The sequence below is a fragment of the Pseudomonas sp. genome, from assembly GCF_030698175.1.
Taxonomy (GTDB): Bacteria; Pseudomonadota; Gammaproteobacteria; order Pseudomonadales; family Pseudomonadaceae; genus Aquipseudomonas.
This window is the reverse complement of sequence record NZ_JAUYNT010000015.1, coordinates 28,971-47,452: the sequence shown is the minus strand read 5'-3', so window position 1 is coordinate 47,452 and position 18,482 is coordinate 28,971. Positions and strand designations below refer to the sequence as shown.

Below are 18,482 nucleotides of genomic sequence, written 5' to 3'. Positions count from 1 at the left end.
CTCATTTGCACCGCTGTTAACGCACCACTGCCAACTCAAAGCCGCCGACTTCGGCATGCTGGTGCACCTGCATGCCGGCCTCATCCAAGGCCAAATCCTGCAAGGGGCGCTTGAACGGCTTGTTATCCAGGGTTTGTAGTTGGCGGTCTTCAGCGGTGGTCAACAGCAACACGTAGCGCTCCCCTTGCATGGCATTGACGGGGATCGTGCCCTCGATAAAGGCATAGCGATACCAGGTCTCGGCGTGCAGTTGATAGACCGCATCGCTGACCAAGCGGGTTGGGTGCTTGCGTTCATCCAGAAACAACAGCGAGGGATACACCACCTGCTTGTTGGCAAAACTGCGTACCCGTAAACCATAGGTGCGCTGCGAGCTGGGCAACTTCAGCGCGGCGTAATAACTACGGCCCATGGGGAAATCAAAGCTCGGCGACAGGCCGTTGAGCTCCTGGTAACGCGGCTCATCCGCCGACAACTCGGTGAAAGCGCCATCCGCCAGCTGCACGCAGCAGTTGTCTTGCAAACTCTGGTACAGCCCGGCGCTCTTCTCTTTACTGCCTTCAAGCAAGGCCAGCAGCGCCGGCGTCATCTGGCCATCGAGCCCCGGCAACTCTGCCGCCGGCTGATTAAACTCAACCTGACGACCTTCGGTGTACTTGATGCTGCTGGCCTGCGCGCCGCGGCGCAGACCATCGGCGCGCTGCTCGGCGGAAATTGGCGAGTTGTGCATGCGCCCCTGCTCATCGGCCCAGGTGTAATAGGGGTTGCCGTTTTCACTGCGCACGAAGCCCTTCTCTTCAAAGGCTTCGGCATCGATGTAATCACTGGAATGCTGGCCATTGGGCAGGGTCAGATTCTTTTGCCCATCCAACTGCTGGGCGCCAGCGTAAAAGCTGCTCTGCATAGTGCCGCCAGCGTCGACCCAGGTGAAATAACGTCGCTTGTTTTCGCCGCCGCCAGCACTGCCTGGCCAGTTGCTCTGGGCCTGGTCGGCAAGCCGGGCTTGATCGCTCTGCGTGATCCGCCGCTCGGCCGAGCGCTGTTGCGAGCCGTAACCACTGTCAACAAAGGTGTTGTGCACACGGCCCTGATCATCGACCCAGGTCAAATACCGACCATTACTGGCGTGTGCATCGAGGGCGGCAAGCAAGCTGAGACTGATGATTAACCGCTGCATAAGCACTAAAAACTCGTGGTGTAGGTGAGCGCCAAGATATAGGCCTTCACCGTGGTTTCAATATCCAAGTCGGCATAGGGGTTGTAGACGATGCTATCGATACCCGAACAGTTAGCGTTACAGCTGCTACCCGCTGGAATGCTCTGCTTGCTGACCAGATAGTTGAAGCCCAGATCGATCACCGTCTCTTGGTCCCAGCGATAACCCAAGCCAAGACCATAAAGCTGGGCATCACCCAGTGGCACTAAGGCGTCGGCTTTATTGTCGGGGACTGCCGAAGGTCGTGGCTCGTAGCCCGCCCGCAGACTCAGGCGATCATTAACGTCATATTGCACGCCAAGCGCCCAACTCCAAACCGACTCATAGCCCCGGTCCAGGGTGATGGTCGTGGCCGTGGCATTTTCCGGCGAGAAGATGCTGGCAATTTTCAACATATCCAACTGCCGATCAAAATTCAGCTCGAACTTTTCCCAGGCGGCATAATCGGTCCATTTAACGTCAACATTGAACTGCCACTTACTGGCCGGTTTTAGTTTTATTCCGGTTGAAAAATGCTGCGGATAGGTAAGGTCCATCGACACATTGCCGGTTTCCTTACCTACCCCATCCGGGGTGATGCTATTAAGAAACACCCCAAAAACTGCCTTATCAAAGTCTTGCCAAAAGCCCTGCCAGTTCTGCGAGTAGTCCACGGTGTACTTGCCCTGCAAATGCATCTTGGCCTCACTCTGGTACACCGCGCCCCAGGCGAACCAGTCGGTCGGCTCCCACAGCACGCCCAGGTTCCAGGTCGGCGATAGGCTTTGCTGCATATCGATATCGAGATTGGCCAAATCGGTAAAGGGCCCGAACTCGCCACCACAAATATTCACTAAAATATTTAAGGGATTGCCCTTGATACCACAGAGTGCTTCCTGGGTTTGGCCAATGGCCCCGGTCAACAAATTGGGCGCCCGAAAATCCTGATTAAGTGCCAGCGCCTGGTGCGAAAAGTTGATCGACAGCCCGAGTGAAAGCTCATCATTCAACTGATAACCCACCGCCGGCGAGAAGTAAGTCAGCCGCTGCATGGCCACTTCTTTACCTTGGTAGCGCCCGGGGTCATCGTCATCACGAATAAAGCCCAAGGCTTGCGGGGTATAGACGTCGGTGGCAAAGGTCAGCTTTGAGCCCGGCGGATTGATCGACAGCCCCGCCAGCGGCGCAAACAGCACCGGCAGTTCAGTGGTACCGCCCACCCCCGGAAAATACAACGCCGAGGTGGTGGTACGACTGGACGAGTTGGCCACTGGGTCGTTGTCCGAGCCCAGAAACTTGCTGCCGTAGTTGGCCGGAGCATCAAAATCTGCCCGAATATCCATCACCCCAGTAATGAACTTGAGTGTGGTCTGCCGGCCTTTGAGTTTGCTCAGCGCCGCCGGGTTGTAATGCACGGCATCGATACCGCTGTAATCGGCGGTAATGGCGTTGCCCATCGCCATGGCTTTGGGGTTACCAATGGTCAGGTTTTGCGCCAACTGGGCCTGCGCAGTGGCGCTCGCAAGCAAAGCGGCCCCCGCTATCGCGCGCTTGAGCGGCGAAATTCGTATCTTCATGAGGTACTCGCTCGCAGGTTATTGGGCCTTGAGGCCCTTGATATCCAAGGGCATCGAGACCCCGAGAAGCACATCCGGCGAGTCTTCGGTCATGCCAAAACCGGCGTTGACGTTGACGATGTAATCCGGCGAGGTTCGCAAACCCAGCGAGAAGTTCATGATGGCGCTGGTCTGCTCGGTGCCATCAACCTCCTCACCGGCAAAGGTGTAGGTGGGTTTGAGCGTGTAGGCCATTTGATAGGAGGTCGACAACGACACGTCATACGACAGTGCATAGGCAAACCCCATGCTGTAGGAGAGCGTCGAACCGGGCTCGACTTTCTCCAGCAAGCGTCCACCGCGGACCTGATTTACATCGTCCACCGGCAGGTTGTAGGTGTAACCGAGCGAGCCAAACAACACCACTGGGTCGATCACATAGGAGAGGTTCGCGCCGCCACCCAGACTGTAATAGCCGCTCCCCGTAGACAACGCCGTATCGGGATTGATGTCGTACGGACTCTGCCCGGTCGGCAAGCCCAAGGTGGCATACAGGGTGGTGGCCGGGCGGCCACGCACCGACGGCCATGGCTGCCAGCGCAGGCTGGTGGACACATCGCCAAGGCTGTAGGTATCGAGGCTGCGTTCGGTGTCATAGGCGGCCACAAAGGGCAGACGAATGCTGAAGGTCAGGTTGTCCCAAACGCCGTAGTCAAAGGTAAAAGAGTTGGTAAAGCTATGCTGCGCCTGGCTTTGCGCCGCCACACTGACCACATTGTTATTGGCGCGAAAGGTCTGAATTTGCGTGTCGCGCGTTAACGAATAATCAAAGCCATAGGTCAAAGTGCGCTCACCTTTTTTCAGTAAGGTGTAGCTCTGTTCGGAGGCAGAAAAAACCTGCTCAAGCGCTTTGGCACTGTCGGCGTCGCCTTCTTTTTTGCTCAGTGCATCGCGAGCCTGCTCAACCGATGGCTCATCTGCCAATACCAGCCCAGCAGATAACAACGCCAGCAGGCCAAGCCATGCTCCTCCCCAAACTCTCATGCCACATCCCCACTTATTTGTTTTTATAGTTTTTTATGCCGCACGTTACTTGCGTCGCAGGTAGCGAATATCGCCTTTGGAACCGAGTTCATCGACTTGATTGGAGGTGAGTTTGCCGATCTGCGGAAACTCGCGAAACGCCAGCAGGCTGATGGTTTGATCATCGATGATGCGCAGATCATGGTCGCTCAAGGCCAAGGCATTCTTGGGTTCTTGGCCATTGGGAAAGATCACAAAAACCACACTACCGTCCCAGATCGCCTCGAATCTTGTGCGGGTAAAACTGATATTGCCCAGCGCCGGGTCGGCCACAAAAACGTGATCGTTATAGACATCGCGCACCACCACGAAGTGCTTAAAACCCGCATACACAATCGGCACTAACGCGGGGTGTTCAAGTTCATCCAGGTCGGCCATGCTGGCTTTGAAACCACCACTTTTGTAGCCTAATTGCCCGACGTAGCGCTTCATGTCGAGCAGTGAAAAACCGCGGCGGGCGGCAATCTTGTCGGCCTCGCCAAACTGCAACATGCCCTCCATCACCTGGCGCTCTTGCAAGTTGCGGCCAAGGTAATAGTCGAGCAAGGTGGTCAAGGCGCCCGAGCCACAGCTGTAGTCGTACGCTTGGTGAATAACGTTGCGAAACTGCGAAACACTCTTCGGCTCCAACACCACCGATTCGCGTAATGGGCCATTGGGCACCAATGATTGGGTGAGATTGACCGTCCCGGCGGCGGGGGTTTTGGTATCCACTGCTTCGGTAAAACCGAACAGCGCAATCAGGCTACCCAAAAGAATCTCGATCATTGACTCAACAGACTCCACTCATGCTCAAAAAAAAGCCTTACCGACCTAGGCCGATAAGGCTTTTGCAGACTCAACTAACCGCGTTGAATCAATGACCCCAAACTTTGATGACTGTGCCGGCCATGTTCAGATCAGTAATAGCCAGGGAACCGATGCTGGCTGCGCCAGTGTTATGGGCGGCAACAGGAGTAGCACCACCAGTGGCAGCTACATAAGTACCACCCATATAGATACCGCCAACCTCAACAGTACCGGTCATTTTCGGCATGGTAATAGCCAGTTGCTGAGTGGCTACTGCAGCACCACCACCAGTAGGCGTGATGCTGACGGTGACCACGTCAATTTTCAACGGTTCCGCGTCCGAGATAGTGAAGTTGGTGAAGCCGATATTGGTCAGGCTCAGGCTGCCACCGTTAGCATCGTTGTCGGTGTATTTAACCGCACCAACCGAACCACCGAAGTTACCGGAAATGCTGATACCGTCTTGGCCAGTCACCGAAGAAAGAGCCGAGTCATCCATCGAAGTCATGCTGGCTTGCGCCATGAACGGAGCGGCGAGTACGGCAGCAGCGAAAGCGATTTGCTTGAGTGTTTTCATTATTTTTCTCTCCAATGGTCACAGGTAGGTTGCCCCCAGGGGCACTGTCAGCAACTCCTTGCTGCAAACAGCTGGACCGCTTGCGCCAATCTCCAAATGAATCGTTACTTCCCTGGTCACGACCCGCTTGGATTTATACAGCGCAAAGCTTGCTGTCCTGGCCCTCAAGTTACTGGCAGTGCCCCCGACTGCCAGCCCATCCAAGGGATGGAGCACATCTACCGAGCAAAAACAGCGCGCACTCAATCCACGCCTCAGGCCTCATTGAGTAGACCCATGCTTTTGCCTTTGAGTACCGCCTGGGTGCGGCTGCGCACCCCCAGCTTGGCGAACAGGTTATGCAGGTGCCACTTGATAGTGGCCTCCGACAGATGCACGGCCTGGGCAATATCGCGGTTCGACAAACCGGCCGCCACGAAGCGTAAAATTTCTTGCTCACGATGGCTAACATCATGATTTTCATCGAAATTATCTGGATTTACCGCCAATCTGCGACACTGTTCACGCAAGGTTTCCGCCACCCCCAGCCAAGCGCCAGCCCGCTTGCTATCGTTTGCCGACCAGGCGTCCCAGAGCGGTAACAGCCACAAGGCATCATCCTGAAACAGCCGCCGGTAACCGCACGCCCAAGCCTCTTCCAGGGTGGCTTGGAATAAAGCAAAGGCCTTTTCGCCGTTACCTTTGCGCCAATACGCTACCGAGAGTAACAACGACACACGCAGCCGCCGGTCACGTTGATGCTCATCAAGCGGCTTGGCCAAGCAGCCTTCAAGAACCGCCTGGGCTTTGTCGGCGCGCCGCTCGCTCAAGGCCAGGCGCGCTTGTGTCAAAGCCAAGGCGATCTGCGCATCCGGGTGGCGTCCGACGGGCAAAACCTCCAGATGACGCTGCAACTGCAAGCAAATTCGCTCCGCCTCATTGGGCCGGCGTAACCAGAGTAAAAACTGCACTTTGCAACTCATCGCAAAGGCAAACACCCGCTCATAGCCCGGACGCTGCAAACCGGCCAGCCATTCGTCGAGCTGGACCAAGGCCTGCTGCGCTTCACCGGCATAAAACTGCGCCTTGACCATCACCAACTGGCCCCGACTGATTAACTCAATCGGAGTGGCAACATCGCGCCAGGTGGTAGCCAGGGGCAACTCGGCCAGAATGGCGGCGTGGCGATCTTGCTCGTAAAGAATATCGGCATAGGCCAACACCAAGGGCCCGCCGACCCGACTACGCCGGCCGAATACCCGTTCAACCCGGCCGCGTGCGGCCTCCGCCTGAGCACGACCCCGTTCGAGATCGCCACGCTCCTTGCAGATCAACACTTCCAACAAGCTGATCATGACCTGCAGGTATTCGCTGTCCGACTGCAGCAAGTTTTCCCGCGCCGTGCTGATCGACTTTTGCGCCTCGGCAAAGTTGTTCAGCAAGGCATACGCCGCCGCCTGAATGCAGTTCATGCTGGCCCGAAAGATCGGCTGATCGGCCGGCACCATGCTCAGCCATTGGCGACAGACTTTTAAGCAATTATCCAGTTTGTCTTGGTACAGCAGCACCAACGCTTTAAGCAGTTGCGCGGCCACCAACAATTCTGCCAAACCAAAGTGCATGGCCTTGCCACGCCCTTGCATCAAGCGCGTACTGACCTCTTCAATCAGCGCTTCGGCCTCGGCAAACTTTTGCTCAAAGGCCAACTGCCAGGCATAGAAAATCTGGAACACCGGATGCTCGCGGACCACCTCGGCGGGAACCTGATTAATCATGCTCAACACATCGTAGACGCGGTTGCCGGCGATCAAGCGTGAGCCCTGGCGCTCCAATAACTCGGCGGCAAAACTGTAGTCGCGGGCCCGCAGGGCGTACTTGATCGCCCGATCCGGCAGGTCACGCGCCTCACACCAACGCGCAGCGGCATGCCGCAACGCCGATGAATCACCGCGCTTGGCCAGACGCCCCTGCAGGTACTCGGCAAACAGATGGTGATAGCGAAACCACTCCCCCTGCTCATCCAAACTGATGATGAATAACTGCTCACTCTGCAAACGCATCAGCATGCTTAACGCATCGCGCCGCCCCGTCAGGGCATTGCATAACTCGGCGCAAAACTCATCCAGCACCGAGGTCTGATCAAGAAACAGTTGCAGATCATCTGGCAAACTATTGAGCACATCTTCGGCCAAGTAATCGGCAATATTGCGCTCAGTGCCACACAGCCCGGCGATAAACACCTGGCGATCCGGATGCCGACTCAAGGCCAGCGCCGTCAGGTGCAAGGCGGTAATCCAGCCTTCGGTGCGCTGCTGAATCAGTTTCAACTCGGCCGGGCTTAACTCGATTTTTTTAATCTCGCGAAAGTAAAGCTCGGTCTCCTCCGCGCTCAACCGCAGGTCTTCTGCCTGTATGCACAGCACCGCATGCTCGGCACTGAAAAACTGCGGCTTGTAGCGACTACTGATGATCAGATGAATGTTCGCCGGCAACTGCTCAAGCAGGTAACGGGCGGCCTGACCCGCAGCGGGATGACGGATCAAGTGATAGTCATCAATGATCAAATACAACTCGCCCGCCAAGCGTTTTAGATCGACCACAAAAGCATCAATCAGCGCCTCAACCGGCCAACTGACATCGCCGGGCACCATGCCATTAAGGCTGCAGGCAAAACCTGGCGCCACCTCGGCAATAGCCGCCCCGAGGTACTGCAGAAAGCGCTGCGGCTCACTGTCGGACTCATCGCACGACAACCACGCGACCCGCGCGCCCTCTTGCTGCAAGCGCTGCCGATAAAGGCTCAATACGGTACTTTTGCCGAACCCGGCCGGCGCACTCAACAGCAGTAGCCGCTGTTGGCGGGCTGCCAGCAGGCGTTCGATCAACAGCCTCCGTTCCAGCAAGGCAGGGTCGTCGGCATCGGCCGGAAACAACTTGGTGCGCAACAGCGGCGGTGTAGGCTGGGCAGGCGACAATGGCAGATTCATGATTCAAGCAAACTCAATTCGCGGACACGGCGAATAGCCTGGGTGCGATTTCGCACCTTGAGCTTTTCGTAGATGTTATGCAGGTGCCACTTCACGGTGCCCAAGGCCAGCGACAGTTGCTGGCCAATTTCATCGTTGGACAGCCCTTTGGCGGCCAGGCACACCACTTCACGCTCACGCTCGGTGAGCGCCTCTTCCAGCACCTCAGCGGATTTACGCAAGCTCTGCCCCGGCCACAGCGTCAGCACGCTGCGGATAAAGCCCTGCAAGGCCGGCTGACGTTCGGCCGACTCCAACTGCACCAACAATTGCCGAATCGCCTCGCCTTCCTCGATAAACAAGCTGCGCAGCCCTTCACGCTCGGCGCTCAGCAAACACTCCTGCAACAAACTTTGGCCGCGCTCCTGATAGCCCAGACGCTGATAACTCAGCGCCGCCAACAGATCCAGCCGCAGGCGTTGCAAACCGTGCCAGTTCGGCTGCAACAGGGCACGGGCCTGGGTTATTTCGTGCAGTGCCTCGCTGTAATTCCCACGGGCCTGCTGCAAGCGAATCCGGGTAAGAGCCAGCACCCAAAGCACCGGATTAAACCCGGCCGGTTGATACTGCTCGGCGCGCTTGGCCCATTCAAAACTCTGCAAGCGTTGCTCGGCTCGCTTGATTCTATCGGTCGCCGGCTCTTGCAAAATCAAGGCAATCTCATCGCCCACCGCTTGCGCGTAAAAGCGCCAGGACTGGTTACGGGCGGCCAGATTCTGCATCAGCGCCAGGCTGGCCATGGCCTCCTTGGGCTTGTCTTGCATGCGCTGGGTACGGGCCAAACAGAGCATGGCCTGGGCATACAGATCGATCGGGTTGATCACATCGACGGTGGCCAAGGCCCACTTGAGTTTGTCTTCCAGACCTTCCAGCTGACCTTGCTGATAGGCGATCAATGCCTCGCAGATGGCCGGCAGCGCCAGCGCCCGTGACTTCTCGCCAAACCAGGGCAGAACCCGCGTGCGCAACTGGGCGAACAACAGTTGCGCCTGTTTGACCTGGCCCTGCTCCAAGGCCATAAAAATCTCGACGTTGACCAGCTGCATATCGAGGTAGCGACCCTCGAGAAAATGATTGCGCTGCTGCGCCAAGGCCAGCAACCGCCGCGCATGCTCGGGCTGGATCAGCACCACATGAGCCAACGCGCCGATGATCAAGATCGCCACTTCCAAGAAGGCACTGTGCTGGCCTAATTGCGGCTCGATCTTGCGTGCCAAGTTGACACAGGCCTGCAGGTCATCTTTTTGCAGCGCCAGCACCGCCTTGACCGCCAATACCGCCAGGTAGTTGTCGGTCACCTGGGTATCGGTTTTGCCACTCTCAAAACGCGCCAATAACGCGTCCAGCATGCCGTTGGCTTGCGGCAATGCCAGCTCTGCGGCTTTGTCCCAGACCTCGGCCAAGACCAAAATCGGAAAACGCTCGGCAATCGCATCCGGCACCTGTTTACGCCAACGGTAAATCTGGTTGAGCTGACCGCGATTGATCATCTCCAGGCCACAGGCATCCACCAGGGCGGCGAGCATTTCCGGGTCTTCGGCTAGGCCCGCGTGCTCGATGGCCAAGTCCTGCATATGGTGATTGGTGAACCACAGGCTGGCATTGAAATGCAGTTGTTTGAAGCGCTCTGGATCGCGGCCCTTTAGCCGCGCCTGAAGAAACTCGGCAAACACATTGTGAAAGCGATACCACTGCCGCTCACGGTCCAGGGGCAGCAAAAACAACTGCATAACTTCCAAGCGTTCCAGCAATTGCTGACCGTCTTGGCGACCGGTCAGGGCGCTGGCCAAATCACCACTGAGTTGACGGGCCACGCTCAGAGCCAACAAGGCCTCCTGCAAGTCCAGCGGCAACTGCTCAAACACCGAGCAGAGCAGATACTCGCCTACCGCCACTTGGTCCGCGCCGATGTCTGGCATCTGCGCACCGGCCGGAGGCCGGTTACGCAGCCATAGGCTGGCCAGATGCACACCGACCATCCAGCCTTCGGTATGCCGATGCAATTCGGCTAACGCCTGCGCGTTGATCCGCAGGCCTAAGCGGCCCAGGTAGTCACCGGTTTGATTCAGGCTTAAGCGCAACTCATTCGGGCCGATCTCCAGCAACAGGCCTTTAGCGCGCCAGGTGGCCAGGCTCAACGGCGGCTGCGAGCGACTGCCAAGCGCCAAGGTGAAACCGCTTGGGGCCAGGCGCACCAAACGATTCAAGGCGCTGTATAGCTCTGGATCGCGCAGCAGATGCAAATCATCCAGCACCAGCAGCAACGGCTGAGTGGCTTGCGCAAGGTCCACCAAGAGACTTTCCATGACGGCGGCAACCGGCACGCGCATGGTGTTTTGCAGATAACCCAGGGCATCCTGACCGACGCCAGGCAGGGCGCTGCTTATTGCCTCGATTAATTGCCGATAAAAACGCGACGGATCATCGTCTTCACTGGCCAAGGAAAACCAGGCGACCAGGCTGCCCTGGCTCTGACGCTGCCGGGCCAAGAGTGCTAAGGCGGTGGTTTTACCAAAGCCGGCAGGCGCACAAAACAGCAGCACCCGCGCATTGGGCTGGCCGCTAAACACGTCCAAGACCTGCGGCTGAGTCAGTGCATCGGCAGGAATTTGCGGCGGTGTAAGCTTCGAGCGCAATAAGCTATCGGCAGCGGGTTGTTCAACAGCACCCATGGCCAGAATCCCTTGTTAATTATGATTGTTGTATGAGGCGTTAGCCTCTGGGGATGAATGCATACTAATCAGAGCCGGCCCTCCAAGTAAACACGCGCGACAGCTCTAGGATGAAGCGTTGCGGCGCACTACAATCAGCGCTCCTCACCTGATCAACCTGTATGCCTACTTGCTCTGTACACCCACTGCCCTACTGCCCAGACCCCGCCGAATACTTTGCGCGTATCCAGCATGCGCCGGGGGCGGTGCTGCTCGATGCTGGCAGACCAGTGGCCACTCGAGCACGCTACGACATTTTTAGCGCCTGGCCATTGGCAGAGTTGGCAGCGACCCATGACGAATCAGCCAACGATTTTTTGCAGCGGCTGCGGCAAAGCCTGACGAGCCTCGGGCTCGCCCAAGCGCCCAGCGAGTGCCCGCTGCCTTTTGTCGGCGGTTTGCTGGGTTACCTGGGTTATGACTTCGGGCGACGGATCGAGCAGCTGCCCAGCCACTCGGTGGATGATCTGGCCCTCGCCGATGCGCAGTTTGGCCTGTACGCCTGGGCGCTGATCAGCGATCACCAACTGCAAACCAGCCAGCTGGTATTTCACCCCACGCTGGCCGCCGCTGAACGACTGCGCCTGCAGCAACTGTTCAACCAGCCGGCGCCCAGCTCCAATGCAGCCTTTGTGCTGCACGGCAGATTCAGCGCCGACATCGATGTTCAGCAGTACCAGCACGCCATCGAGCGCATTCAGGCCTATATTCTCGCCGGCGACTGTTATCAGGTGAACTTTGCCCAGCGCTTTCGCGCCACCTGCCAAGGTGATCCCTGGGTGGCCTATTGCGCCTTGCGGGCGGCCTGCCCGACGCCCTTTGCCGGTTACCTGCGGCTGGGCCATGAAGCGGCCATCCTCAGCCTGTCGCCGGAGCGGTTTTTGCGCCTGAGCCAGGGCCAGGTCGAGACCCGCCCAATCAAGGGCACGCGGCCGCGCAAGAGTGATCCGCTGGAGGATGCGGCCATGGCCAGTGAGCTATTGAGCAGCGCCAAAGATCGCGCCGAAAACCTGATGATCGTCGACCTGTTGCGCAATGACTTGAGCCGCAACTGCAGCATCGGCAGCGTGCGCGTACCGGAGCTCTTTGCCCTGGAAAGCTACCCCAACGTGCATCACCTGGTCAGCAGCGTCACCGGCCAACTGGACGCCGGCCGCGACGCGTTCGATCTGATCAATGGCAGCTTCCCCGGCGGTTCGATCACCGGCGCCCCGAAAATTCGCGCCATGCAAATCATCGACGAACTGGAACCGACCCGCCGCGCGCTCTATTGCGGCTCGTTGCTGTACCTGGACGTACGCGGCGAGATGGACAGCTCCATCGCCATTCGCAGTTTGCTGGTCAAGGACGGGCAAATCAGTTGCTGGGGCGGCGGCGGCATAGTCGCCGACTCCAACTGGCAGGCCGAATATGCCGAGTCGATCACCAAGGTCGCGATCCTGCTGGAAACCCTGGAGAAGCTTTAGTTTCGCGCCGCCAAAACAACAAAACCCGCAAAAGCGGGCCTTGTTTGCAGCAGATTGAGCTTAAAGGCTCAGATCACGCACAGAGGCTTTGAGAAACTCAAGTTTCAGGTCGGCGAAGCTGTGCACCGCGGGGAACTGCGGAAACTCGCGAATCACGTTTTCCGGGGCGTGAAACAAGATCCCGGCATGCGCCTCGGACAGCATGGTGGTGTCGTTATACGAGTCGCCGGCAGCAATCACCCGGTAGTAGAGACTCTTGAAGGCCAGCACCGACTGACGCTTAGGGTCCTTCTGGCGCAACTGATAGCCGATCACTCGATCGGTCTCATCGGTGATCAGCTTGTGGCACAGCAAGGCCGGGAAACCCAACTGGCGCATCAACGGCTGGGAGAATTCGTAGAAGGTGTCGGACAGAATCACCACCTGAAAGCGCTCACGCAACCAGTCGACAAACTCCACCGCGCCGTCCAGCGGCTTCAGGGTGGCGATCACCTCTTGAATGTCCGCCAACTTCAAGCCGTGCTCATCGAGAATGCGCAAACGCTGCTGCATCAGCACGTCGTAATCGGGAATATCCCGAGTGGTCGCTTTCAGCGACTCTATGCCGGTTTTTTCCGCGAAGGCAATCCAGATTTCTGGAACCAACACGCCTTCTAGGTCGAGACAGGCAATTTCCACGGGCTATTTCCTCGTTGGCGATAAAATTAGGCGGCACTTTAGCCGCTCGCCAGCCGGGGTGCAACGCAGGCCTTATACCCAAAACAAAGCTTTGCGTAGGCCTTTGTTATTTAGACGCATATTCAGTTTTTGCTACCATCGCCCTACAGAGCGCTCAGCGCCAATTAGAACGAGGAAACCGCCTGATGAACCCGCCTTTTGACGTTGCCGAACAGGCCGCGACTTACGCCAGCAAATCCCCACAAGACATCCTCAAGCTGGCCTTCGAGCATTTTGGCGATGAGCTGTGGATCTCCTTCAGCGGCGCCGAAGACGTGGTACTGGTCGACATGGCCTGGAAGCTGAACAAGAACGTTAAAGTCTTCAGCCTCGACACCGGCCGCCTGCACCCGGAAACCTACCGCTTTATCGAGCAGGTGCGCGAACACTACGGCATCAGCATCGAACTGCTCAGCCCGGACGCAGCCGCAGTCGAGGCGCTGGTCAAGGAAAAGGGCCTGTTCAGTTTCTACAAAGACGGCCACGGCGAGTGCTGTGGTGTGCGCAAAATCGCCCCGTTGCGGCGCAAACTCAGCACAGCACGGGCCTGGGCCAGCGGCCAGCGCCGCGACCAGAGCCCCGGTACCCGCAGCCAAGTGGCGGTATTGGAAATTGACGCAGCCTTCTCAACCGCCGATAAGCCGCTGTACAAATTCAACCCCCTGGCGAATATGACCAGCGAGGAAGTCTGGGGCTATATCCGCATGTTGGAACTGCCTTACAACAGCCTGCATGAGCGCGGTTTTATCAGCATCGGCTGCGAGCCTTGCACTCGCCCGGTACTGCCCAATCAGCACGAGCGCGAAGGCCGCTGGTGGTGGGAAGAAGCCACGCAAAAAGAGTGCGGCTTGCATGCCGGCAATTTGATTGCAAAAAGCTAAAGCTAACCGCTGAAATAAAAAAGCCCGGCTGCAGATTGTCTCTGCAGTCGGGCTTTTTAGTGCGCTAAGACTTAGAAAGTCGGCAGCTGCACATTGGCAAACAGCTCATCCATTTCCGCCTTGTTATGGCATTGCATGGCTTTGGTCTGCACTTCACGGGTCAGGTGCGGGGCGAACTTCTCGATAAAGTCGCACATAAAACCACGCAGGAAGGTGCCACGCCGAAAGCCAATCTTGGTCACGCTTGACTCAAACAAGTCACTGGCATCTAGCACTACCAGGTCCGGGTCGAGCGTTGCGTCGACCGCCATCTTGGCCAAAATACCAACGCCCAAGCCCAGGCGCACATAGGTTTTGATCACGTCGGCATCGGCGGCGGTAAACACCACCTTGGGCGACAAGCCGCGATGACTAAAGGCCTCGTCCAGCTTTGAGCGGCCAGTAAAGCCAAACACGTAGGTGACGATTGGAAATTCTGCCAACGCTTCCAGAGTCAGCTTGGGCAACTTACTCAATGGATGCCCAACCGGCACCACCACGCAGCGATTCCAGCGGTAGCAGGGCATCATCACCAGATCAGCGAACAGCTCCAGCGCTTCGGTGGCAATGGCAAAATCCACGGTGCCGTCGGCAGCCATTTCGGCAATTTGCAGCGGCGTACCCTGATGCATATGCAGCGCAACATCGGGGTATTGCTTGATAAAGCTGCTGATCACCGGCGGCAAGGCGTAGCGGGCCTGGGTGTGGGTGGTGGCAATCGACAGGGTGCCTTTTTTCTCGTTGGAGAACTCCTGCGCTATCTGCTTGATGCTCTCGACTTTGCGCAGGATTTCGCCGGCGGTGGCGATGATCCGCTCGCCGGCCGGGGTAACCCGGGTCAAATGCTTGCCGCTACGGGCAAACACCTCAACGCCGAGCTCATCTTCGAGCAGACGAATCTGTTTGCTGATGCCCGGCTGCGAGGTGTACAGGCTCTGCGCCGTGGCGGAGACGTTGAGGTCGTGATGGGCTACTTCCCAGATGTAACGTAATTGTTGAAGTTTCATGGGTGCCCCTCAATACAGATATATGCCGCAAGCCCGGCCACCGTATATAACCATATGTACGGTCTGAAGATTAAAAATAGACGATTTATCTTAAGGGCGCCTACCGCTGGTCTAAAGCTCCCCGCGACCGCGATGCTGCAGCATCGGCACCAGATACACCGGGGCTTCGGACAACTGCACCAAGCGCTGTGCGGTGCGCCCCAGCGGGGTATCCCAGGTGGTGCCATGGCTGTGACTGCCAATTACCAACAAGTCGGCCGAGACCCTCTGCGCCTCAGTCAGAATCACCTGCGGCGGATCGCCCTGCAGCACGCGCACCTCCTTAATCAGCTGCATGTCATGCGGCGCCTCGCCCATTTCATCGTTAAAGCCTTCAAGTACGCGCTGCTCGATGCTACCCATAACTGCATTGAGGCCTTTAGTACGCATTTCTTTCAGCGTGCTCTCATCTAAATAGGTTTGCAGCACCGAGTCGGCAAACAGCCCCATGGGTTCAACCGCATGCACCACATGCAGCTCGGCGTTAAAGGAACGGGTCAGGGCCAAGGCGTGCTGCAGCACATAGGGTGCATACAGCCCTAGATCGGTTGCGTAAAGAATTGTGCGAATCATCGGTAACCTCATCTACTACTGGCCAAAGGTTCTAGCTAGAGCGTAGCAGCGCGGCAGCGAAAGCGATTTTCTAGGATTTTTGCGGCTCGTTACTGACGCCATGCAGCACGTGACCGATGGCCACCACCCCACTGGCTTTTTCGCAGTGACTGGCTTGGTCGTCGAAAAACATATCGGCGCCAAAGGTTTCCAAAATGGCTGACTTCTCCAGCCCGCCGAGAAAGAACGACTCATCCAGACGGATATCCCACTCGCGCAATGTGCGGATCACCCGCTCATGGGCCGGCGCCGAACGCGCGGTCACCAACGCCGTGCGAATGGGGCAGGCGTCTTCGGGAAACTCTTTTTGCAAACGGTTTAGCGCGGCCAAAAAAGGCTTAAACGGTCCACCGCCCAGCGGGTCGCGCGCCGCTTGCTGCTCATGGGCTTGAAACGCGGCCAGACCGCCTTGTTGATAGACCCGCTCGGAGTCGTCAGAAAACAGCACCGCATCGCCGTCAAAAGCGATGCGCAGCTCGTTGCTATCCGCCCGTTGCGCGCCACCGGACAAAATACTGGCCGCACCAAAGCCGGCGCGCAGTGCACTGCGCACGTCGTCGGCATGGGTTGAGAGAAACAGATGACAACCAAAAGCGGCCAGATAGGGATCGGGACTGCGGCCACCAACAAAAGCGGCGCGCGAGATGCCCAGGTTGTAATGCTGGATCGAGTTAAACGCCCGCAAACCGGTGTCGGCACTGTTACGCGAGATCAAAATAACCTCGACCCGCGGCGAACCCAGCGCGTTGTTGAGGTTGAGCAGCTTCTCCACTAATGGGAAGGCATCGCCGGGCTGCAGAATCTCTTCTTCATGCTCGATCTGATACTGGCGATAAGCCTCGACCCCTTCGCGCTCATAAATCTGGTGGCTTTCCGTCAGGTCAAACAGCGCCCGCGATGAAATCGCCAAGACCAACTTGTCACCCAAGCCGTTACTCATAAAGTGCCCAATTGCTGGTTGCGGCTATCGATAAAAGCCAAGGCCTGATGCAAGGCTTCGATACGCGGCAGCGCGCAACCGGCTAACGCCGCAGCCGCTAAGGGCGCGGCATAAATGGCGGCCAGTTCCAGCGGACGGCGAAACTGGGCGTCGTGATACATGCTGGGCCAGTAGTCAGGCATGCGTTCGGTGGTGGCCAACAGCTTATCGGCATATCCAGGCGGCAGCGCATGACCACAGGCCGCCGCCCCTTGCAGCACTTCCTGCATGATGGCCTGGATCAGTGCGCGACTGTCGGCGTTGGCCATTAACGCGCTGGTGCTGGCATTGAGCAATACCGACAAACCGTTATAAGGCACATTCCACACCAGCTTCTGCCAACGTGCCAACTCAAGATTGGGCATGGCCGTGGAGTCCAGTCCGGCGGCGCGGAACAACGCCACGCCCTCCTCGACTATCGCCAGGCGCGCCGCTTGATCAGCTGCGGGCCCGGAGTGATAACCCAGATTTACAGCACCCAGCGACTGGTGCTCGACCACCCCTGGCGCGCTGCGATGGGCGCAGATAAAACACAGGCCGCCGAGCAAATGCAGCGCCTGCGGCAGTAGCGGACGTAACCCATCCTCAACTGCCAAGCCATTTTGCAGCAGCAGCACCTTGGCTCCCGGCGCGGCCACCTGACTAATCAGCGGCGCCAGCTCGGCATTGCTGGTGGTTTTGGCGCCGACCAACAACCAATCGCACGGCGGCATGTCCGCCACATCGCGATAAATCTGCGCCGGCTGCACGCGCAACTCACCGTGTACCGCACTATTGACCTGTAAGCCCTGGGCACTCACAGCAGCAAACTCACTGCGCAGCAAAAAATGCACGTCAAAGCCTGCGCGCGCCAACATTACGCCATAAAAACCGCCAATTGCGCCGGTACCGATGATCCCGATCCGCGGCCGCTGTAAATTTGACATCTAAGGAAGCTCCTCTGGGATGCGTGTTAAGGCCTGCTGCAGTGCATTGAACAGTTCTGGGCCGCTCAAGATTGGCGCAATGCGGCCGAAATATTGACTATCAGCGACCACAAACAATGCCGGCAACTGCCGCACTTCGTAGCGCTGCACCAAACCACCATTGTCGCCAGCATCAATCCAGCACAGACGCGCGACAGGTAGGGCAAAACTGGGAATTTCACGGCGCGCCCAGCGACAACTGGCACAACCTATGCTGGTAAATATTAGCAACGAGGTCCCGGACAAATCGAGCAATTGACGATCAGCATCAAAGTCGGTCAATTGCAGTTCGGTCGCTATACTCAGCACAATGATGTCAGTCTGATGGCATTTGGAGTCGGTAGTCATGCGTCGTTTCTTGCGTCATCCAAGCGATATGCCAGTTGAACTGGTCGTGCGCAAACAAACCAGCCCGCCCAAGCAGCGCCTGCACGATATCAGCCTCGGCGGGGTTGCGTGCAACTCCTCGCGCAGCTTTCGGCGCGGCACTGCGGTGGAAATGCGGATTCCTTTATTAGGCGATCAAGCGCGCTATCCTGGCGTGATTGCCTGGTGCCATAAACTGCCGGAGGATTATCTGGTCGGTATTTCATTTATTGATGAGGACACCTTGTTTCGCGCCCGCATGGTCGAACAGGTCTGCCAAATCGAGCATTACCGGCACCAGCGCGAACTTGAACTGGGTAAACCCTTAGCCGTTGAAGCGGTGGCGGGCGAGTGGATTGCCCAACATGCCGCAGAGTTCTCCAGCGCCAGCTTGGCCTAACACACCCAGAGCAGGCAGCGATCACCGGCAACCAAGCCGCGCGGCTCTGACTCGCAGCCATTAGCAGCTTCCACTGGCACTTAAGCCTTAGCTAC

General features: G+C 57.7%; 16 protein-coding genes. 3 read left to right on the top strand and 13 right to left on the bottom strand.

Going from position 1 to position 18,482, the window contains the following annotated elements:
* Positions 1 to 16: 16 nt before the first annotated feature.
* From Q8R10_RS06820 to Q8R10_RS06790, 7 genes are all read right to left on the bottom strand, one after another.
* Positions 17 to 1,177, bottom strand: coding sequence for a MalM family protein (locus Q8R10_RS06820; protein WP_305652249.1), 1,161 nt, complete (start codon positions 1,175 to 1,177; stop codon positions 17 to 19).
* A 5-nt stretch (positions 1,178 to 1,182) separates the two neighbouring features.
* Entirely contained in the window at positions 1,183 to 2,772 is a 1,590-nt protein-coding gene (locus Q8R10_RS06815) for an outer membrane protein transport protein (RefSeq protein WP_305652248.1), read from the bottom strand.
* Positions 2,773 to 2,790: 18 nt separating this feature from the next.
* Positions 2,791 to 3,795, bottom strand: coding sequence for a transporter (locus Q8R10_RS06810; protein ID WP_305652246.1), 1,005 nt, complete (start codon positions 3,793 to 3,795; stop codon positions 2,791 to 2,793).
* Between the two features lie 45 nt (positions 3,796 to 3,840).
* A complete protein-coding gene (locus Q8R10_RS06805; RefSeq protein ID WP_305652244.1) occupies positions 3,841 to 4,602 on the bottom strand; it encodes a C39 family peptidase in 762 nt (253 codons plus the stop codon).
* Between the two features lie 88 nt (positions 4,603 to 4,690).
* The gene (locus Q8R10_RS06800; RefSeq protein WP_305652242.1) at positions 4,691 to 5,200 is read right to left on the bottom strand and encodes a DUF6160 family protein; all 510 of its coding nucleotides are present in this window, start codon (positions 5,198 to 5,200) and stop codon (positions 4,691 to 4,693) included.
* 254 nt (positions 5,201 to 5,454) lie between these two features.
* Entirely contained in the window at positions 5,455 to 8,166 is a 2,712-nt protein-coding gene (locus Q8R10_RS06795; protein WP_305652240.1) for a LuxR C-terminal-related transcriptional regulator, read from the bottom strand.
* On the bottom strand, positions 8,163 to 10,877 hold the full coding sequence (locus Q8R10_RS06790) for a LuxR C-terminal-related transcriptional regulator (protein ID WP_305652238.1): 2,715 nt from the start codon (positions 10,875 to 10,877) through the stop codon (positions 8,163 to 8,165). The genes Q8R10_RS06795 and Q8R10_RS06790 overlap by 4 nt, the downstream gene beginning before the upstream one ends.
* A gap of 161 nt (positions 10,878 to 11,038) precedes the next feature.
* On the opposite strand from Q8R10_RS06790, the gene pabB reads away from it, so the two are divergent.
* On the top strand, positions 11,039 to 12,382 hold the full coding sequence (pabB, locus tag Q8R10_RS06785) for an aminodeoxychorismate synthase component I (protein WP_305652236.1): 1,344 nt from the start codon (positions 11,039 to 11,041) through the stop codon (positions 12,380 to 12,382).
* 60 nt (positions 12,383 to 12,442) lie between these two features.
* Here the strand turns inward: pabB and thrH are convergent, their stop codons facing one another.
* On the bottom strand, positions 12,443 to 13,060 hold the full coding sequence (gene thrH, locus Q8R10_RS06780) for a bifunctional phosphoserine phosphatase/homoserine phosphotransferase ThrH (protein WP_305652234.1): 618 nt from the start codon (positions 13,058 to 13,060) through the stop codon (positions 12,443 to 12,445).
* A gap of 185 nt (positions 13,061 to 13,245) precedes the next feature.
* Between thrH and Q8R10_RS06775 the strand changes: the two genes are divergently transcribed.
* Positions 13,246 to 13,980: a phosphoadenylyl-sulfate reductase gene (locus Q8R10_RS06775; protein WP_305652232.1), complete on the top strand. Its 735-nt coding sequence runs from the start codon at positions 13,246 to 13,248 to the stop codon at positions 13,978 to 13,980.
* Positions 13,981 to 14,051: 71 nt separating this feature from the next.
* On the opposite strand, the gene cysB is transcribed toward Q8R10_RS06775, so the two are convergent.
* From cysB to Q8R10_RS06750, 5 genes are all read right to left on the bottom strand, one after another.
* A complete protein-coding gene (cysB, locus tag Q8R10_RS06770; protein WP_305652230.1) occupies positions 14,052 to 15,026 on the bottom strand; it encodes an HTH-type transcriptional regulator CysB in 975 nt (324 codons plus the stop codon).
* 111 nt (positions 15,027 to 15,137) lie between these two features.
* Positions 15,138 to 15,638 (bottom strand): universal stress protein, encoded by a 501-nt coding sequence (locus tag Q8R10_RS06765; RefSeq protein WP_305652228.1) that lies wholly within the window; start codon positions 15,636 to 15,638, stop codon positions 15,138 to 15,140.
* 70 nt (positions 15,639 to 15,708) lie between these two features.
* Complete coding sequence (locus tag Q8R10_RS06760; RefSeq protein ID WP_305652226.1) at positions 15,709 to 16,617, bottom strand: 5'-nucleotidase; 909 nt, start codon at positions 16,615 to 16,617, stop codon at positions 15,709 to 15,711.
* Positions 16,614 to 17,582, bottom strand: a complete 969-nt coding sequence (locus Q8R10_RS06755; RefSeq protein WP_305652224.1) for a putative 2-dehydropantoate 2-reductase — start codon at positions 17,580 to 17,582, stop codon at positions 16,614 to 16,616. Before Q8R10_RS06755 ends, Q8R10_RS06760 begins: the two co-directional genes overlap by 4 nt.
* Entirely contained in the window at positions 17,583 to 17,969 is a 387-nt protein-coding gene (locus Q8R10_RS06750; protein ID WP_305652222.1) for a thioredoxin family protein, read from the bottom strand.
* Here Q8R10_RS06750 and Q8R10_RS06745 point away from each other — a divergent pair.
* Positions 17,968 to 18,387: a PilZ domain-containing protein gene (locus tag Q8R10_RS06745; RefSeq protein WP_305652220.1), complete on the top strand. Its 420-nt coding sequence runs from the start codon at positions 17,968 to 17,970 to the stop codon at positions 18,385 to 18,387. The genes Q8R10_RS06750 and Q8R10_RS06745 overlap by 2 nt on opposite strands.
* The last annotated feature ends 95 nt before the right edge of the window (positions 18,388 to 18,482 follow it).